The 17,547-nt window shown below is 39.4% G+C and carries 12 protein-coding genes, 6 tRNA genes and 1 rRNA gene; all 19 read right to left on the bottom strand.

Annotation, left to right across the window (positions count from 1 at the left end; all coding sequences use genetic code 11):
* Positions 1-90: 90 nt before the first annotated feature.
* The 19 genes from glmM to rrf all read right to left on the bottom strand — a co-directional run bounded on the left by glmM (position 91) and on the right by rrf (position 17,524).
* Entirely contained in the window at positions 91-1,443 is a 1,353-nt protein-coding gene (gene glmM / locus R6U77_RS06165) for a phosphoglucosamine mutase (protein ID WP_319837799.1), read from the bottom strand.
* A gap of 95 nt (positions 1,444-1,538) precedes the next feature.
* Complete coding sequence (locus R6U77_RS06160) at positions 1,539-2,549, bottom strand: CdaR family protein (RefSeq protein ID WP_293926981.1); 1,011 nt, start codon at positions 2,547-2,549, stop codon at positions 1,539-1,541.
* Positions 2,542-3,369: a diadenylate cyclase CdaA gene (cdaA, locus tag R6U77_RS06155; RefSeq protein WP_293927147.1), complete on the bottom strand. Its 828-nt coding sequence runs from the start codon at positions 3,367-3,369 to the stop codon at positions 2,542-2,544. Before cdaA ends, R6U77_RS06160 begins: the two co-directional genes overlap by 8 nt.
* A gap of 394 nt (positions 3,370-3,763) precedes the next feature.
* Entirely contained in the window at positions 3,764-4,375 is a 612-nt protein-coding gene (locus R6U77_RS06150) for an anti-sigma factor family protein (RefSeq protein WP_293926978.1), read from the bottom strand.
* A 13-nt stretch (positions 4,376-4,388) separates the two neighbouring features.
* A complete protein-coding gene (gene sigW / locus R6U77_RS06145; protein WP_293926976.1) occupies positions 4,389-4,952 on the bottom strand; it encodes an RNA polymerase sigma factor SigW in 564 nt (187 codons plus the stop codon).
* Between the two features lie 172 nt (positions 4,953-5,124).
* On the bottom strand, positions 5,125-6,024 hold the full coding sequence (gene rocF / locus R6U77_RS06140; RefSeq protein ID WP_319837798.1) for an arginase: 900 nt from the start codon (positions 6,022-6,024) through the stop codon (positions 5,125-5,127).
* Positions 6,025-6,291: 267 nt separating this feature from the next.
* Entirely contained in the window at positions 6,292-10,251 is a 3,960-nt protein-coding gene (locus tag R6U77_RS06135) for an InlB B-repeat-containing protein (RefSeq protein WP_319837797.1), read from the bottom strand.
* Positions 10,252-10,347: 96 nt separating this feature from the next.
* Positions 10,348-10,947, bottom strand: coding sequence for a TetR/AcrR family transcriptional regulator (locus R6U77_RS06130; RefSeq protein ID WP_293926967.1), 600 nt, complete (start codon positions 10,945-10,947; stop codon positions 10,348-10,350).
* Positions 10,948-11,039: 92 nt separating this feature from the next.
* Complete coding sequence (gene ahlS, locus R6U77_RS06125) at positions 11,040-11,876, bottom strand: AhlS family quorum-quenching N-acyl homoserine lactonase (RefSeq protein ID WP_319837796.1); 837 nt, start codon at positions 11,874-11,876, stop codon at positions 11,040-11,042.
* 35 nt (positions 11,877-11,911) lie between these two features.
* A complete protein-coding gene (locus tag R6U77_RS06120; RefSeq protein ID WP_319837795.1) occupies positions 11,912-13,084 on the bottom strand; it encodes an iron-containing alcohol dehydrogenase in 1,173 nt (390 codons plus the stop codon).
* On the bottom strand, positions 13,085-14,515 hold the full coding sequence (locus tag R6U77_RS06115; protein WP_319837794.1) for an aldehyde dehydrogenase family protein: 1,431 nt from the start codon (positions 14,513-14,515) through the stop codon (positions 13,085-13,087). It lies immediately after the preceding gene.
* Between the two features lie 88 nt (positions 14,516-14,603).
* Positions 14,604-15,581: a LacI family DNA-binding transcriptional regulator gene (locus tag R6U77_RS06110; protein ID WP_293927144.1), complete on the bottom strand. Its 978-nt coding sequence runs from the start codon at positions 15,579-15,581 to the stop codon at positions 14,604-14,606.
* Between the two features lie 172 nt (positions 15,582-15,753).
* Positions 15,754-15,826 (bottom strand) — tRNA-Lys (locus R6U77_RS06105).
* A gap of 15 nt (positions 15,827-15,841) precedes the next feature.
* A tRNA-Gln gene (locus tag R6U77_RS06100) sits at positions 15,842-15,916 on the bottom strand.
* Between the two features lie 14 nt (positions 15,917-15,930).
* A tRNA-Tyr gene (locus R6U77_RS06095) sits at positions 15,931-16,014 on the bottom strand.
* Positions 16,015-16,030: 16 nt separating this feature from the next.
* Positions 16,031-16,106: transfer RNA gene (locus R6U77_RS06090), tRNA-Val, on the bottom strand.
* 32 nt (positions 16,107-16,138) lie between these two features.
* A tRNA-Glu gene (locus tag R6U77_RS06085) sits at positions 16,139-16,213 on the bottom strand.
* Between the two features lie 129 nt (positions 16,214-16,342).
* Positions 16,343-16,417: transfer RNA gene (locus tag R6U77_RS06080), tRNA-Asn, on the bottom strand.
* 991 nt (positions 16,418-17,408) lie between these two features.
* Positions 17,409-17,524, bottom strand: a 5S ribosomal RNA gene (gene rrf, locus R6U77_RS06075).
* Positions 17,525-17,547 lie beyond the last annotated feature (23 nt).

Here is a 17,547-nt window from a genome sequence, read left to right as displayed (position 1 = left end):
AATTTGGTACAGTTGTATATTTCCCCTTTATTGCAATATGTAAACATAAAAAAATAGCTGCTGAAAAGTGTTTCCAGCAGCTATACTCTATTATTCAGCTAAGCCCATTTCTGCACGTACAACTTCTGCAATTTTCTCTACATATGTTGTACAGTCCTCTTCTGTTGCAGCCTCAACCATTACGCGAACTAACGGCTCCGTGCCTGAAGGGCGAACTAATACACGACCATTGCCTTGCATATCCGCTTCCACTTCAGCAATCACTGCAGCTACTTTTTCGTTTATTGTCACCGCATGTTTGTCCGTTACACGAATGTTCACTAAGCGCTGTGGGAAAACAGTCATTTCAGATGCTAGCTCTGATAAGCGTTTCCCTGTTACTTTCATAATGTTAACAAGCTGGATTGCTGTTAATAAGCCATCACCTGTTGTATTAAAGTCTAGGAAAACAATATGACCTGATTGCTCACCACCGAAATTATAATCGTTTGCACGCATTTCCTCAACAACATAGCGGTCGCCTACAGCTGTTTGCACGCTTTCCATCATATGCTCACGTAATGCTTTGTAAAAGCCCATATTGCTCATCACCGTTGACACAATTGTGCTTTTCTTTAAACGACCTTTTGCATTTAAATATTTTCCAATAATAAACATAATTTGGTCGCCATCAACGATTTGTCCCTTTTCATCGACTGCGATTAAACGGTCACCATCACCATCGAAAGCAAGACCGATATCAGCACCTCGTTCTACAACGAATTCAGCCAATTTTTCTGGATGTGTAGAACCTACACCGTCGTTGATATTTAAACCGTTTGGAGAAGAGCCCATCGTTGAAATATCCGCTTCTAAATCAGCAAATAAATGTGTTGCAAGTGATGATGTTGCACCATGTGCACAATCTAATGCTACATGAATATTAACGAATTCTTCTTCCACAGTCTGTTTTAAATAAGAGATATATTTTTGACCGCCTTCGAAATAATCATTTACAGAACCGATGTCTCCACCAACTGGACGTGGTAAAGTATCCTCTGGCGCATCCAGTAAGCTTTCAATTTCTGCTTCCTGAGCATCAGATAGTTTAAAGCCATCTGAACCGAAAAACTTAATGCCATTATCAGCTACTGGATTATGTGATGCAGAAATCATAACACCCGCATTAGCATTCATAATACGTGTTAAATACGCTACACCCGGTGTACTAATAACACCTAAACGCATTACTTCCACACCAATTGACAATAGACCTGCCACTAATGCACCTTCAAGCATTTCGCCTGAGATGCGCGTATCTCGCCCAATAAGAACTTTCGGTCTACTTTCCGTATCCTTCGTTAATACATGACCGCCAGCTCGTCCTAGCTTAAATGCAAGCTCTGGTGTTAATTCGCTATTCGCCACCCCACGGACGCCATCTGTTCCGAAATATTTACCCATTACTTTTTCTCTCCTTCAACACTACATTGTTAATCCAATCGACTTGCTTACACCCGAATTTCTTTATTGTGTATGCCTCGTTGCCTATACTATAGCTATTCTTCGTCTGCATCCTCACTAGGTAAGGGAATGTCAGCCTCAGTAGATACAACTTCTTCACTTTGCTCTACTATTGTGAGATTAGCTTGAATCTTAACCGTTTCATTCGCTAGCTTCACAGAGCTTTCTAGCTTCGGAATTTTGGCCTCATAGTCGCCAGATTCAGTTAGTTTAGATAAGTCAAACTCCACAACAATTTCGTTTAATGAATCCACAATAGATTGTGGACCTGTCACTCGAACACTTTCCTGTTTTAAAGATAGCTCATTAATCGTTACACCTTCTGGCAATTGACCTGTTTGCTTCAGTGTAAGGGGAATTTCCCGATTATATTCTTCAATTTCCACATTGATATCTACTGTTTCTGGCTGTATCGTCACATCAAGCTTGTTTAAATCACGATCCAATACCTTCACATTCGCCTGTTGGCTAAATGATTGTGTCAATCCATCCTCTGCTTTAATCGATGCTTTTACATAATTAATTTTGTCCATAACACTTTTTGCACCTGTGACGAAAACGTATTTAGGCTCAACAGTCATGTTTTTCAATACATAGCCTTCTTTAATTTGTCTATTATTGATTTCCGGCTCTACACGAAACTCCTTCGTTACCTTCTCCTCAATAACAACATTTGCAAATGGCGGATAAACTGACACGCTTAACTTTTCAGAAAAGTTTTCAGTCTGTATTGTAACTCTATGTTGGCCAATTAACAATGAATTTAAATCGACAAATACTTTATAATCTTTCGCTAGCTTCTCACGCATGACGATTTGCATAGGTCCTTCGATCCCCAAATCGACCGTTTCTGGTAAGCCTGTGACGATTAAATTTTCGTCATCATAATATACCTCAAGCTTCACATCCTCAATAATATCCGCCTGCTGTGAGCTAGGTGTATTACGAGTGGAATCATTTTCTGATTGCACGTAAAAGAACAGTGCAATCGCAAGTAATAATGCTGTAAGACGAATTAACCAATTACTATTAAATAATCTATCCATTCTTCTTCCCCCTCCAAGTCCACTTAGAGGCCTGTGTCGCTTCCTGCTCAGATCCAAACCATGCTTTGCGTAGCAACGCTTCAAATTCCTCAATCTTCAAATCACGATGCAAGTTGCCATTGACCGTAAGGCTAATTGCGCCTGTTTCCTCTGAAACGACGATGGTAATTGCATCCGTTACTTCACTTAAGCCAAGTGCCGCACGATGTCGGGTGCCTAGCTCCTTTGAAATAAATGGACTTTCAGATAATGGTAAATAACATGCTGCTGCTGCAATTTTATCCTTTTGCATAATAACTGCACCATCATGTAGTGGTGTATTCGGTATGAAAATATTAATTAATAGCTCTGAGGATACTGTTGCATCCATTGCTATACCTGTTTCAATATATTCTGTCAAACCCGTTTCTTTTTCAATCGATATTAATGCACCGATGCGTCGTTTGGCCATGTAGCTAACTGATTTTTTCATCGCTTCAATTAGGCGTGTTTGTTCTTCCTCTTGATGATTGCCAGAGCGTTGGAATATCTTTCCTCGCCCTAATTGCTCAAGCGCTCGCCGTATTTCAGGTTGGAATATAATAACAATCCCTACAAACCCCCACTCAATTACTTGCTTTAACAAGTAATCGAGCGTGCTTAAACCGAAGAGGGATGTTGCGATTTTAGCAATCACAATAACGAATATCCCTTTTAATAGCTGGACTGCTTTTGTTCCTTGAATGAGACCAAGCAGCTTATACAGTACGTACCAGACAACGACGATATCAATAAAGCCAAATATATAATTCACAGCGGTAAAATCTGCAAATTGATTCATTATTAACTGCACGTGGCATCCCCCACTTTTCTAACTGTTGCATATCAATTGTACTTTAGCCAACCTTCGTTCAGATTTCTTTGAGCGAGTGGAAGTTAATTTGCACCGCCACATGCCCCTCTCATGCAGGCTTCTCTTCAAAATCTATGATATCTCCAGAGGCTTTATTTTATAAAAAGATGATATTTTAAATATTTGTTAAAAATATGCACTCCTGCGGTTATTTGTCACACAAAAGAGCTACTGAATCATGCTAAAAATAGTATAACATACTTCCGCTTATTGTCGCTTTTTCTAAGGTATTATTACGAAAAAAATGGGTGTAGATGAAATGCTTTCCTCATTTCATCTACACCCTCTATCAAACGTCTGATTTTGAAAAAAGTTGCATCAACTATTCAAACAATGCTGCGACGTCATTTGCCATTTTCTTTATTTTATACCATAGCCAATCGAATGTTTCATTTATTTCTTCGATTTGCCCTGATACGACAGCAGTAGAAGCCATATAACTGCCATTAATTACTGTAACATTCCCGTCCACTTCTCCTTCGATGATTAAGTTGCCATTTTTTACAACAACATCACCTTTAACAACTTCACCCTTGGGTACGATAACTGTTTGCCCATCAACGACTAAATTCGATTGTGTCGTTACAGAAAATTGATTATCGTTCGGATAGCTTGCCATTAAAGTTGCCCCCATCAATAGAAAGAATACGGCGGCTGCCACAATAATCGGATGTCTGCGTAACCATTTTTGAATACCTAGCGTATTTTTACGTTTCGGTAAACGATTCATTACATTCGCCTCAAAATGTGGAGGCGCTGTAATATGTGTCGCGCTTTTGACAAATGCCACTGTATCGCTGAGCTCATGCATATGCTTTTGGCAGCTTACACAGCTTTGAATATGCTTTTTCAGCTCTTGTTCATGCTCACGTGTAATATCGCCATCTAAATAATCGTGCATGTAGTCAATGTAATGTTCAGGACACGTTCTCATGCGAATTCTCCTCCTACAAATTGTTTAACTGCTTGCGAAGTGCTTCCCGACCACGATGAATACGTGTCTTTACTGTGCCAAGGGGCATATCAAGAATTTCACTAATTTCTTGTAGCGATAGCTCTTCAATGTACTTCAGTACAATGACAGAGCGATATTTGTCTGGCAATCGGCTAATCTCGTATTGAATGCGGTCCTGTAGCTCCATCTGTTCAACAGCTTCTTCTGGCAGTTGTTCATCTGCTGCAATTTGTGAATACATATCTAGGCCATCTGTCCCTGCAACTTCCGCATCCAAATAATAATCTGGCTTCTTTTTACGAATGCGGTCAATGCAAAGATTCGTGGCTATACGATATATCCACGTTGAAAATTTCCTTTTTTGATCGTATGAGTGCAGATTAATATATGCACGAACAAATGCTTCTTGTGCAATATCCTCTGCCTCTTGCTTGTTGCCAAGCATTCGATAACAAACTTGATACAGCTTGTGCTGATAGAGGTTCACAATATCGGCGTATGCGTTTTGATCACCTTTAAGCACTTGCTTTATTCTCTTGTTCACTAACGCATCCATCGTGCCAATCCCTCTCTACCTTCTCAGCTGTTAATACATATACGTACACCTTCAAGAAAGGTTTCAGTTTTTCTTTTTATTATAACAAAATTTCATTAGGAAATTGTAGTAAAATGCGCAAAAGGTGCTGAGAGAGAAAAAATCCACTCTCAACACCTTTAATGACATTGTCTTACACTAATGTTTCACCAAATAATGAACCAATTAATGCGACAGCAACGTTTGCTGTTTTATTTTTTTCATCTAGAATTGGATTTACTTCAACAAACTCTACAGAGGTAAGAATGCTTGCCTCTTGCAGCATTTCCATTGCAAGATGGCTTTCACGATACGTAATACCTCCTGCTACAGGCGTTCCAACACCTGGCGTATACAATGGGTCTAGTCCATCTAAATCTAATGATAAATGGACACCATCGACACCGCGTTCTTGTAAATAGCGAATCGCATCTTCCATAACCGCTGTCATACCTAGACGGTCAACTTCATGCATTGTGTAAACTTTAATATTTTTTTCTTTAATAAGCTCACGTTCCCCTTCATCGACAGAGCGTGCACCAATAATAATAATATTTTCTGCCTTCACTTTTGGTCCTGCATGATGAATCGATGTTAAACGCTCATGCCCAAGCCCTAAGCTTACCGCTAATGGCATTCCATGAATATTGCCAGACGGTGTGGATTCTGGTGTATTAATATCTGCATGTGCATCAAACCAAATAACACCTAAGTTTTTATATTTTTCGAGCCCAGCTAACGTCCCAATTGCGATACTATGGTCACCACCAAGTACAAGTGGAATATGGTTTTCATTTACCGCGTCCTCCACTTTTTGTGCTAGCTTTGAGCATACTTCTACTACTTCATCTAAATTCAGTAATTTTTCATTTTGGTCTTTTTTAATAGGCGCTTTTTCTACACGAATATCGCCTTCATCCTTCACTGCATATCCTAATGCCTCTAAACGCTCTACCACCCCAGCATAACGAATGGCACTTGGTCCCATATCTACACCGCGACGTCTTTGTCCATAATCTGATGGAACCCCAATAATAGCAACTGATTTATTCATATTTTGTTAAAACTCCCTTCTGTAATAGTTCTATTGTAAAACGAAATAGGCAGTTGGCTCAACTCGACAATTTTATGTATAATCATTCAATAAATTTATAAAAATCATTGACTCAAAACACATTAAATAGCTTATAAACGTTATTATATAAGCATTTAAACATTTACATAGAAACCCAAGCACATATGCATTTCAATTTCTCTACAAAAAATACTTCCCTACAACAAATAAATGTTATAGGGAAATATTTTATTAAAAGGTTCACTATCACCTTTGAAGTTGTATTATACGATATAAAAACGCTACAAATTGAGCGCGTGTTACAGATTCCTTTGGGTGAAATGCACCATTATCACCAAGTGCAATGCCTTCTCGTTCAAGTACGGCTATATAGCCTGTGCTCCAATGATCGTTGCTTACATCAATAAATGATGCAGTTCCCTCAGGTTTTAGTCCCATAACACCAACAAGCACTTTTGCAAGTTGGGCACGCGTCATGTGCTCACTCGGCAAAAAGGCGCCGTCTTTCCCATCAATGATACCCGCTTGCTGCAATGTCAATATCGCCTCATAGTAAGTATGCTTAGGTGATACATCAGAAAAAGCAACTGCTGAACGAATCGGGTCAAGTGTAAAAGCACGTGACAATAGCAACGCTACATGCTGACGACTAATCGATTCGTTCGGGCGGAATGTGCTATCCTCATACCCTTTTATAATACCTTGCGCTACCAATTCCTCAATCATTCCTCGTGCCCAATGTGACTCAATATCTGTAAGTAGCAGCTCACGCTGAATTTCTTTTGATACCTCGCTCCATTTCGCATATAACATCATATTTTCAGTGACCAATGTATCCTCCGTCCATTTGATTGTGAAAAGTGGATCTTTATACCAGCCTTCAAATCTATAATTTTCCTTTACAGGTTTAGGTAAATTGTAGATTTTTGTATTCGTTAAAATTTCTATCGACTTTAACATCTCTCCACCATTTGTCTCAAATGAAATTTTTATTGGTGATGGAATGGTCTTCTCTTCAGTCAATGGCGCATTTGTAGAATCATTACTCTCAGGTGGAACTGAAGGAGTGCTACCACCAGGTGCTGGCGGAGTAATTGGCGTATTTCCCTCATTTGTTTCATTTGCTTTCCATTGTGCATACAGCGTTATATTCTCTGCTCCCATTTGCAATGACGTATTTGGTGCGTAGGCTACACCACTTCCATCCGCCTGTGTGTTCCAACCAGTGAAGGTATGTCCTGTCCTCGTTAAATTTCCAATATTCCCCTTCACCATTACTATAGCGTTCACTTCATACTGTTGTGGGTCTTGTGGTACGTTTCCTGCTGTTGCCCCATTTGCCTTATAGGTAATTGTATAGGTTGGATTTTTTGTCCATTGGGCATACAACGTTACATTTTTTGTGCCCATTTGGAATGTGGAATTTGGTGTATACGTTATTCCACTTCCATCTACTTTTGTATTCCAACCTACGAAGGTATACCCTAACTTCATTAAATTCCCACTATTTCCTTGCACCGTTACCATGGCGTTCACTTCATACTGTTGTGGGTCTTGCGGTACATTTCCTGTTGTTGCACCATTTGCCTCATAAATAACCGTATACGTTGGGTTTTTTGTCCATTGGGCGTACAAGGTTATATTTTCTATTCCCATTTGGAATGTGGAATTTGCCACGTAGGCTGTCCCACTCCCATCAGGCTGTGTATTCCAGCCTGCAAATGTATATCCTGTTATCACTAGATTTCCGCTATTACTTTGCACTGTGACAGGCATTTCTTCCTCATATGTTCCATTATCAATTGGAACTGTTCCTCCTGTCGCACCATTTGGATGATATGTCACTGTATAGCGTGACTGCATCTCGTATGCGCCTAAATCAATGGCCGCACCTTGAATACGCTTTTTTCCTGCAAGGTCTGTCATTATACTATGAGCATTAGAATTCCCCATATCAATTGCTGGTGAGCCTGTTTTCAAATGTAAGTTCGCCTCTGTTGGATTGACAAATATATCATCAGGTGTATAAGTTTCTGAACCTATAGGATTCCCATCAGCATCAAACGATTGCCCTTTACCTACTAATACATCAACTAAACTGTTTGTCATCTTTCCTAAATAATCTGCATAGGATGCTGTATTTGCATTTCCAATAATGATGCTATTAACAATTTTGCTATTTACAGTGCCTCCGCGAATGGCTGTTGGCCCATTTGCATATATGGTCGCATTCATTAAACTAATATCTGTAGTATCAGAGTTATATAGTGCACTTCCTGCTGCACTATTCTTCGCTTGATTGAAAGTAAATAGTGCATTTATTAATATTGGGCGTGTATTTGCCGCATTATACATGCCGCCTCCTGTACTCGCTTCATTTGCAGTAAAAGAAACATTTGTGATGGTTGGCTCGCTACCACCACCATTGTATATGCCACCACCTCCATTATCTGCTATGTTTTCAGAAAAGATGACATCTGTTAAGGTCGGACTACTTACAGAGTTGTACATACCCGCTCCAATACCACCTGAATTAGATCTCACTGTTGCTCTATTTCCCTTAAACTTAACGCCTATTAAGGTTGGGTTACTATTGTCATTATACATTCCACCACCTAACGTCGTTTGATTCATATTAAATATTACATCTGTTAAGACTGGGCTACTGCCATGATTAGACATCCCGCCTCCATACCAAGTTGCTTTATTTTCCTCAAATACTACATCTGTTAAAGTTGGATTACTTGCTTCCTTATTATAGATTCCTCCTCCTTGTTGGGATGCTGTATTTTCATTAAATTTTACATCTATTAGCGTTGGGCTACTGCCAATATTATAAATTCCGCCTCCATATTTTGTCTGATTTCCACTAAACGTTACATTTGTTAAGACTGGGCTACTATTACTATTATTCATCCCTCCACCTGACCAATCTGTAGTATTTTGCTCAAACACTACATCAGTTAGCTTTGGGTTACTGTTACTATTATACATTCCGCCACCTTCCACAGCTGCTTTATTTTGTTTAAATAAGGCATCCGTCAAAATAGCATCACTTTTCCCAGTATTGTAGACCCCACCTCCTTTGTTTGGTGCATTGTTGGCTGTAAATGCCGTACTTAGTAGGATTGGATTACTGTTATTGTTATAGAGGCCACCACCGTTCATGGAAACTCTATTGTTATCAAACATTACATCTGTTAATTGTGGATTACTTGAGTCATTGTACATTCCGCCACCAGAATATGCTCTATTTTCAATAAACGTCACATTCATTAAGGTTGGATTACTTTCATAATTGTATATTCCTCCGCCATATTGATAGGCAATATTTGCAGTAAATACTACATTTCTGAGAGTTGGGCTATTTCCACTATTGTACATGCCTCCTCCGTGCATATGCTGGTTTTGTGTAGCATGATTAGGATTCCCTGCTGTAATGATGACGCCATCAAGTATAGCTGTTTCGTTCAAATGTAAGTTATCTGGATGATAAAATACATGATAAGCATTTCCTCCACTTGGAAGTACACCACTTAATATCGTTTTATTTTTTTGAAAATCCCGCTGTGTTAATGTTTTTTCATCCCCCGCAAATCCTCCATAAATCGCTACACCATTTTTCATTTTAAAATGTGCAGTGCGAGGATCACTGTCATTATCTCGTTTGGTCGGTGTATACGTTCCCGCAGCAACCCAAATTTGGTCACCTACTACCGCCTTTTCTAAAGCCTTTTGTAAGTCTTTTACAGCATCGTCCCAGCTTGTGCCGTTATGATTGTCGTCACCGTTATTAGCATCGACAAAAATTATATTATTTTCAAGTAATATATGAGTATGCAAAGGTGCAATACGAATCAAATGCTTGCTAATCGTCGCTTGTTCTTTTACTCGGAACCAGATAGCATGCTCTCCTTGCTCTGCGATGACTTGAGGTGTTGTTATACTAATCGCTTCCCATGATATACCTTCATCCTTGGACCATTCCACTTGTATACTAGCACTGTCAGCTGAAGTCGTTGTGAGGTGAATTGTGACTGGGCTTGTTGCAATATTCCCTTCCTGATAAGGCTGCCCATCCACAGTTAATAGTACATTCAAAGTTAGGTTCGTTTCTGCTACTACAGGGATACTGCCAAATACCGTATATAAACTAAGCAATAAAATGACTAATAATGCAATTGTCTGTTTCCTTATCTTTTTCATAAATACCCTCCTCTTTTAACAATAAATATTATATTACTTAAAAGTAATATTCAACTATAAAAAAAGAAAATACATATTTTCTTTTTTTGAAAATGATTAGCCTTCTCTATTTCGGATACCCTCCAACAATAAATCGGCGATATCATTCGCTATTTCCTCTGGCCTTTTTTGTTTTGTTAATATTTTCGTAAATGTTAGTCGCTCAATAATACCAACTAAGCTTTCTGCTACCATAGAAGTATCGATGTCTTTACGGAAATAACCTGCCCTAACCTCATAATCAAGATTGTCTCGAATTTGCTCGACAATTTGTGCCTTAATTGCATCTGCTTTTGCCGATAAATAAAAGCCAATTCGCGTTAAATATGGGTTTTTATCTAAAAAGGCTAGGATTTCCTTTAAATTATGCGTAACCCGTGCTTTAACTGTTATAAATTCCAATTCGGGTTGCAAACGACTTTGCTTTATAAATGCCATTAATCGCGTATGGAATAAGCTTTCTAACTCCTCAAAAATTGCTTCCTTATTTTTAAAGTATAAATAAAATGTAGGCTGGCTTAATGAGGCCCCTTTCACTATGGCACTTACCTTTGTTTCATGATAGCCATTTTGTGCAAACTCCCTTGCAGCTACTTCCAGTAATAGCGCACGGCTTTCTTCACCGCTCGCTCCTTTAGGTCTTCCTCTTTCTCCCATAGCAATGCCTCCTTATATACCTATTATAGAACGAAAAAAAGAGCTTTCAAGTAGTCATGGTTACTTGATAAGCTCCTTAAAATTGTAAAAATCTATTCGTAATAGCCCTCTGTTGATTTTATAAAGTTTTTAAATTGATTGGAGTCATGCCCAAACCATACTTCTGAATTGTTTTCTGTCGCAAATTTGCGAATGCGCTCCACTGTCGAATTATAGCCTACAGAATCATAAATAATGCCTGGAGGCTTGACCGGTGGACCATAGCTTTCAGCCGTATACACCGCATCAGAGGCTAATAAAACATTGCCATGTCCTGGTAGCTCAATATGCAAGCCTAGCATTCCATAGGCATGTCCTGGACCAAAGTTGATAATTTTAATGCCTTCTACAAGCTGCACTTCTTTTTCATGTGGCTTAATCGTGCGCCAGCGCAACTCGTTTTGAATCCATGCCATCACATCGCCCCAAATATATGCACCCATATTACGTGTCATTGCAAATTGCTTCATGACATTCGATAGCTCTGAATCATGGACGATAATTTCAGCATTCGTAAATAGCTCTAGACAACCTGCATGATCTAAATGTAAATGTGAGGCGATTACATATTTAATATCTGCTGGTCGTACTTTCAATTGTTCTAAACGATTAATCAAATAACATTCTTCACTCGCAAATGTTGGGAAGGCTTTTTGCACCCCTTCAGGCCAGCGTCCATCCTCTCCCATCCCATCCGGGTTACAGCCTGTATCAAACAAAATTTTCCCTTCTGGATGGTCAATTAATACAGCATAAATCGGAAATTCTACAAACTCTGCTGGCGGATTTGGATTATCAATTGTTGCTGGGTTATGCATGGCAATCATATAATTTTTGTCCATCTTCATCGTTCCTGTGTCTAATACATATAACTTTTTGTTATTACACATTTTTCTATCCCCTTTGCTGTTTGATTAATTTCTATTTATTTGAAAGTCACAGCATCATATGCTGCCTTATAAATAGCAAAAATATCTTCTTTTTCTAATGGCATCGGACTGCGTGCAAGTATGCGCGTTTGCTTTGTTGCATCCTCTGTTAAGCTCGTCAGCGCATCTTCTCCAACCCCAAAACCTTTCAAGCTAGAAGGAATACCAACATCTTCAACGAGGCGCTGCAATTCCTCCACACATTTATGTGATGCCTCCTCCTGTGACAAATAGCTGCTATTAAAGCCCATTGCATTATAAATATCCTTCATGCGCTTTTCACAGGATGAACGAATATAACCCATCACATAAGGCAGCAGCACAGCATTAGAATCACCATGCGCAATATGGAACTGTCCACCTAATGGATAGGCAAGTGCATGTACTCCGGCAACCCCTGCATTGAAAAATGCTAATCCCGCTAAATAACTGCCATAGCTCATTGCGATGCGCGCCTCTTTATTTTGCCCATCCTTCACAGCTGTTCGTAGCGAGCCACTAATTAGTTGGATTGCTTGTAGCGCTAATGCATCTGAAACAGGGCTGGCATTGCGTGAAATATATGCCTCGACAGCATGTGTGAGAGCATCTACACCTGTAGCAGCCGTCACTTTTGGTGGCAATGACATCGTCAGCTCTGGATCAACGATGGCTACATCTGCAAGTAAGTAGTCGTGTGTCACTACATCCTTTGTCGTCTCTAATGATAAAACAGCAATATTCGTCACTTCAGAGCCGGTACCTGATGTTGTAGGAATTAATATTGTCGGTAGCCCTTTATGCAGAAGCTTGCGTGTTGCAGTTAAATTTAAATAATCTTTGACATCGCCTTCATGTACAGTAATAATCCCGGCTAATTTAGCTAAATCAAGTGCGCTTCCTCCACCTAAGCCAATGACCATATCGCTTTGATGCTCCCGCGCATAGGCTACAAGCTCCTCTGCTACCGCTAATGGTGGCTCTGGCACAACCTTTGTATAGACATTAATCGTTAAATTGAGCGCTTCTAATGGGGCTATAATTTTTTGTGTTAAGCCCATTTCATGTAAAAAGGGATCTGTCACAAGCAATATGTTTTGTCCTCGTAAACGCTGTACTTCTTCTGATAAATAATTTAGAGAGCCCCAGCCTGTATAGCTTAAAGGGGCAAATGTGATTTTTTCAGCCATTTATAGCCCTCCTTCTTGATTCCAAATCACAAGCTTTGTTTCGGTCATTTCATGAATGGCATATTTGACGCCTTCTTTTCCTGTTCCGCTTTGTTTAACGCCACCATATGGCATTTGGTCAACGCGATATGTTGGAATATCATTAATGACTACACCACCGACTTCAAGCTGTTTAGAGGCAGCAAATGCCGTTGCAATATCCTTCGTAAAAATACCTGCCTGCAAGCCATAATCTGAATCGTTGATTGCCTCAATCCCCTCCTCTATGGATGAAATTTTATTGATGCTAACAATCGGTGCAAACACTTCCTCACAGCTTACTTTAGAGCTCGGATTGACATTCGCTAAAATTGTAGGTAACAATACGCCATCTTTAACTGTCCCACCGTATAGAAGAGTTGCACCTTCTGCTACTGCTTCATTAATCCAATGCAATGCTCGCTGCTGCTCTTTTTCATGAATCATCGCTGAAATATCGGTTGTTTCTTCCAATGGAGAGCCTATATACAAGTCTTTCGTTTTCTCTACCATCTCTGCAACAAATGTCTCAAATACATCCTCTACAACATAAATACGCTGTAGCGAAATGCACACTTGACCTTGATTTGAAAATGCACCTGTCACACATTTATTGACAACATGCGGAATGTTAACACCTTGATCTACAACCAAGCCTGAATTCGAGCCTAGCTCAAGCGCTACACGTTTTAACCCTGCCTTTGCTTTAATTCGAATGCCGACTGCTGGACTTCCTGTAAACGTTATCATTTTTACCTTTTCATTTTCCACCAGCGTATCACCAACGACGCCACCGCTTCCTAGCACTACATTAAATGCCCCTTTAGGCAACACTGTTTGCTCAATAATTTCTGCTAAAAACAACGCTGACAATGGTGTTTGTGACGCAGGCTTTAAAACAATCGTATTACCAGCTGCAATAGCTGGTCCAACTTTATGTGCCACTAAATTTTGTGGAAAGTTGAATGGCGTAATAGCTGCTATAATGCCTAGTGGTTGTTCTAGCGTATAAGCAAAGCGGTTTTGTCCTGTTTTTGCCGCATCCATTGGAATCATCTCACCAACTAAACGCTTTGCCTCATCACCTGCAAAGCGATATGTTTCAATCGTGCGATCAATTTCACCTAGCGCATACTTTAATGGCTTGGAGCTTTCCTGGGAAATAATTGTTGCTGCCTCTAACCGCTTTACTACGAAAGCCTCAGCAATTGAATAAAGAATGTTGGCTCTTTCTAGTGCTGTTAAATTCGCCATTGCTTGTTGTGCATTTTCAGCAGCATCAACAGCAGCTGCGATATCCTCCTTTGCTGCTTGCGGTATTTGCGCAATCGTTTCCTTTGTATATGGCGATTTTAGTTCAGTATAACTTGCAGTAGAAACCCACTCGCCATTGATATACATTTTCTTTTGCAACTTCAGCACCCTTTCATTATTTCGAATTTTCAGTTATGAATACGTAACCATTTTATTATAAAAAAACACGCATTGATTAATACGTATTTTATTTTACAGTCTTTCTATTAAAGAGTTTAACAGATTCCGTAATACGCACGCAAGAATTTTTTTTATTTTCAATCATTTCTGTAAGCTTAGTTATGGCGATTAACCCTAAATTTTTTTCTGTTGCATGCCCTACTGTCGTCAATTGAATTTGTTCATATGCGGCTAGTTCCACATTATCGATACCGATAACACTTATATCTTCCGGCACACGAATATTTCGTTTTAGCAATTCATCAATGACATTTAATGCAATCGAGTCAGAAGCACCAATAATAGCCGTTGGTACAGTCGGTTGCTGTAATAAATAATCAATTCCTTGGCTAATACTTGTACGCGTTGTATTCGAATGATATATATATTCCTCTGGTATCGTTTCCCCTAACACACGTAGCGCCCCTTTAAAACGATTTGCGTATGTGCTAACAGTTAAATGACCGCCTACATAGGCAATATGTTTATGCCCTACCGTTTGTAATGTTTGTGCTGCGATATAGCCTGCCTGTTCATTATCGATTTCAACAAAGTTTTCATTCGATTGATGCTTACGATTAAATGTAATAAAAGGGATATCCAATCTCTTGAGTTTTTCAAAAAAAGGATCCTCATACAAAATACAAGATAAAATAATTCCGTCCACTTTTCGTTCTAAAATTTTCGAATAGGCATGCTCCAATTCCTCATCCTGAACAAATTGCACGTCTACTTTATACCCTTTACTGTTAGCATATTTGACAATAGCAGCCGTCGTATCCGAGAAAAAAGGATTATGTAATGGCCCAGATAATAAGGCAATTGTATTTGTTCGACTTGTTACAAGCAGTCTCGCCTGCTCATTTGGAATGTAATTTAATTGCTCAATAGCTTTCAACACTTTATTAACTGTTGATGCTTTTACTAGGTCTGGAGTATTCAAAACACGTGAAACCGTCGTCTGTGATACACCAGCCAATTTTGCAACATCTTTTGATGATACGATAGCTCATTCACCTCTACAAACTAAAATAACAAAAAAATCTATAATTAGTTTAACATATTTTTCAACAAATACTGCTGTGTTTATAAACACTGAAGAAGGATACTTTAATATCCTATTTCACAAAAAAGGAGTACCTAAAAGTTTTATCTTTTAGATACTCCTTACATAATGATGAGCCATGAAGGACTCGAACCTTCGACCCTCTGATTAAAAGTCAGATGCTCTACCGACTGAGCTAATGGCTCAAAAAAATAAAAAAATGGCTGGGGTACTAGGATTCGAACCTAGGCATGACGGAATCAAAATCCGTTGCCTTACCGCTTGGCTATACCCCAATCATTTTAAAAGATGGTGGAGGGGGACGGATTCGAACCGCCGAACCCTAAGGAGCGGATTTACAGTCCGCCGCGTTTAGCCACTTCGCTACCCCTCCGGCATAACACTTTAAATGGTGGAGGATGACGGGTTCGAACCGCCGACCCCCTGCTTGTAAGGCAGGTGCTCTCCCAGCTGAGCTAATCCTCCATAATTGAGTGCTATACAATATAAATTTAAAATGGTGACCCGTACGGGATTCGAACCCGTGTTACCGCCGTGAAAGGGCGGTGTCTTAACCACTTGACCAACGGGCCATTACCTCAAACAAGACAAGTATTATAATAGCATGTTTTTTTAATTTGTACAAGCCTTTTTTGAAAAAATAATTTTTTATTTAAATAATACTAATATAATGTTGTCATTTCCATTAATAAGCAAAAAAATGGCTCCGAAGGCAGGACTCGAACCTGCGACCAACCGGTTAACAGCCGGTTGCTCTACCACTGAGCTACTTCGGAACGTTACTATTTACTTATGCACTTCGTCATCTGCTACTAAGTACATTAATTATTATATCAAGCATTTTAATTATTACAAGCACTTTTTTAAAGAAACAAAACTTTATCTATTATCTCATTTAACGCTCTTCTTAAGTGTGGCTATTTAAATAAAATTTAATCAAAAGAGTGTTCTTATTATTACATATGAGAGCAGCTTAAAGGACATGATTCGCCCATTTTAACCAGCGGTGCATCCTGTTATGAAGCTATGCTCAACTACCATCAGCGTCCTCAACACAGCACAGCAGGGTGAAGAAAATTATTTTACCTTTAAAAAATAATCGCTAAGATCATTCTTCATAATTTACCATATAGAATGCTTGAACATTTAGTGTTTATGGCAAAGTCTATCGGCAAGTTTTTGTATTCTATCAGCAGCTTTATCTGTTCTATCAGTAACTTTGATACTTCTAGCGGCAAACTGCGAAGCTTCGTTCTACTCTCACAAGATTTTTCAACTATATTTTGTATTATAGGAGACTTTAAATGAGAGCTATCAAAAATAATTCGCCCATTTTGGGTAGAAATTCGCCCGATTATATATTGAACTCGCCCGTAAAACAACTTATTTCGCCCAATTTTATTAGCGGGGATTTTTATATGCACAACAAAATCACTGAATGCTCAGTAGTCTTGTTGTTGCGAAGTGATGTCCTACTCTCACAGGAGGCAGCCCCAACTACCATCGGCACTCTCAACGCAGCACAGTGGAGTGACGGATTCCTTCGTTGCCCGCGGCGCTTACGGTGCTCATGTACCATGTACATTCCGCTCCGCACGCCTTGGCGTCTTGAACTCCACCGCTCCACTGCACTGCTTCATGTTTGCTTCGCTTCAAGGAAAGTGCAATTGTTTGCTACCGATACCGCGCCGACCTGACCTTTTGATAGTTGGGGATTTCCTACTCTATACACAAAAAAACCACTGAATATTCAGTGGTCTCATTGTTGCGAAGCGATGTCCTACTCTCACAGGGGGAAACCCCCAACTACCATCGGCGCTAAAGAGCTTAACTTCCGTGTTCGGTATGGGAACGGGTGTGACCTCTTTGCCATCATCACTTCACCGTATTAAATTGGAAAGAAATT

The sequence above is a fragment of the Lysinibacillus louembei genome (assembly GCF_033880585.1).
Lineage (GTDB): Bacteria > Bacillota > Bacilli > Bacillales_A > Planococcaceae > Metasolibacillus > Metasolibacillus louembei.
Note: the sequence above shows the minus strand (reverse complement) of the source record. Positions and strands in the feature narration are given on the sequence as shown.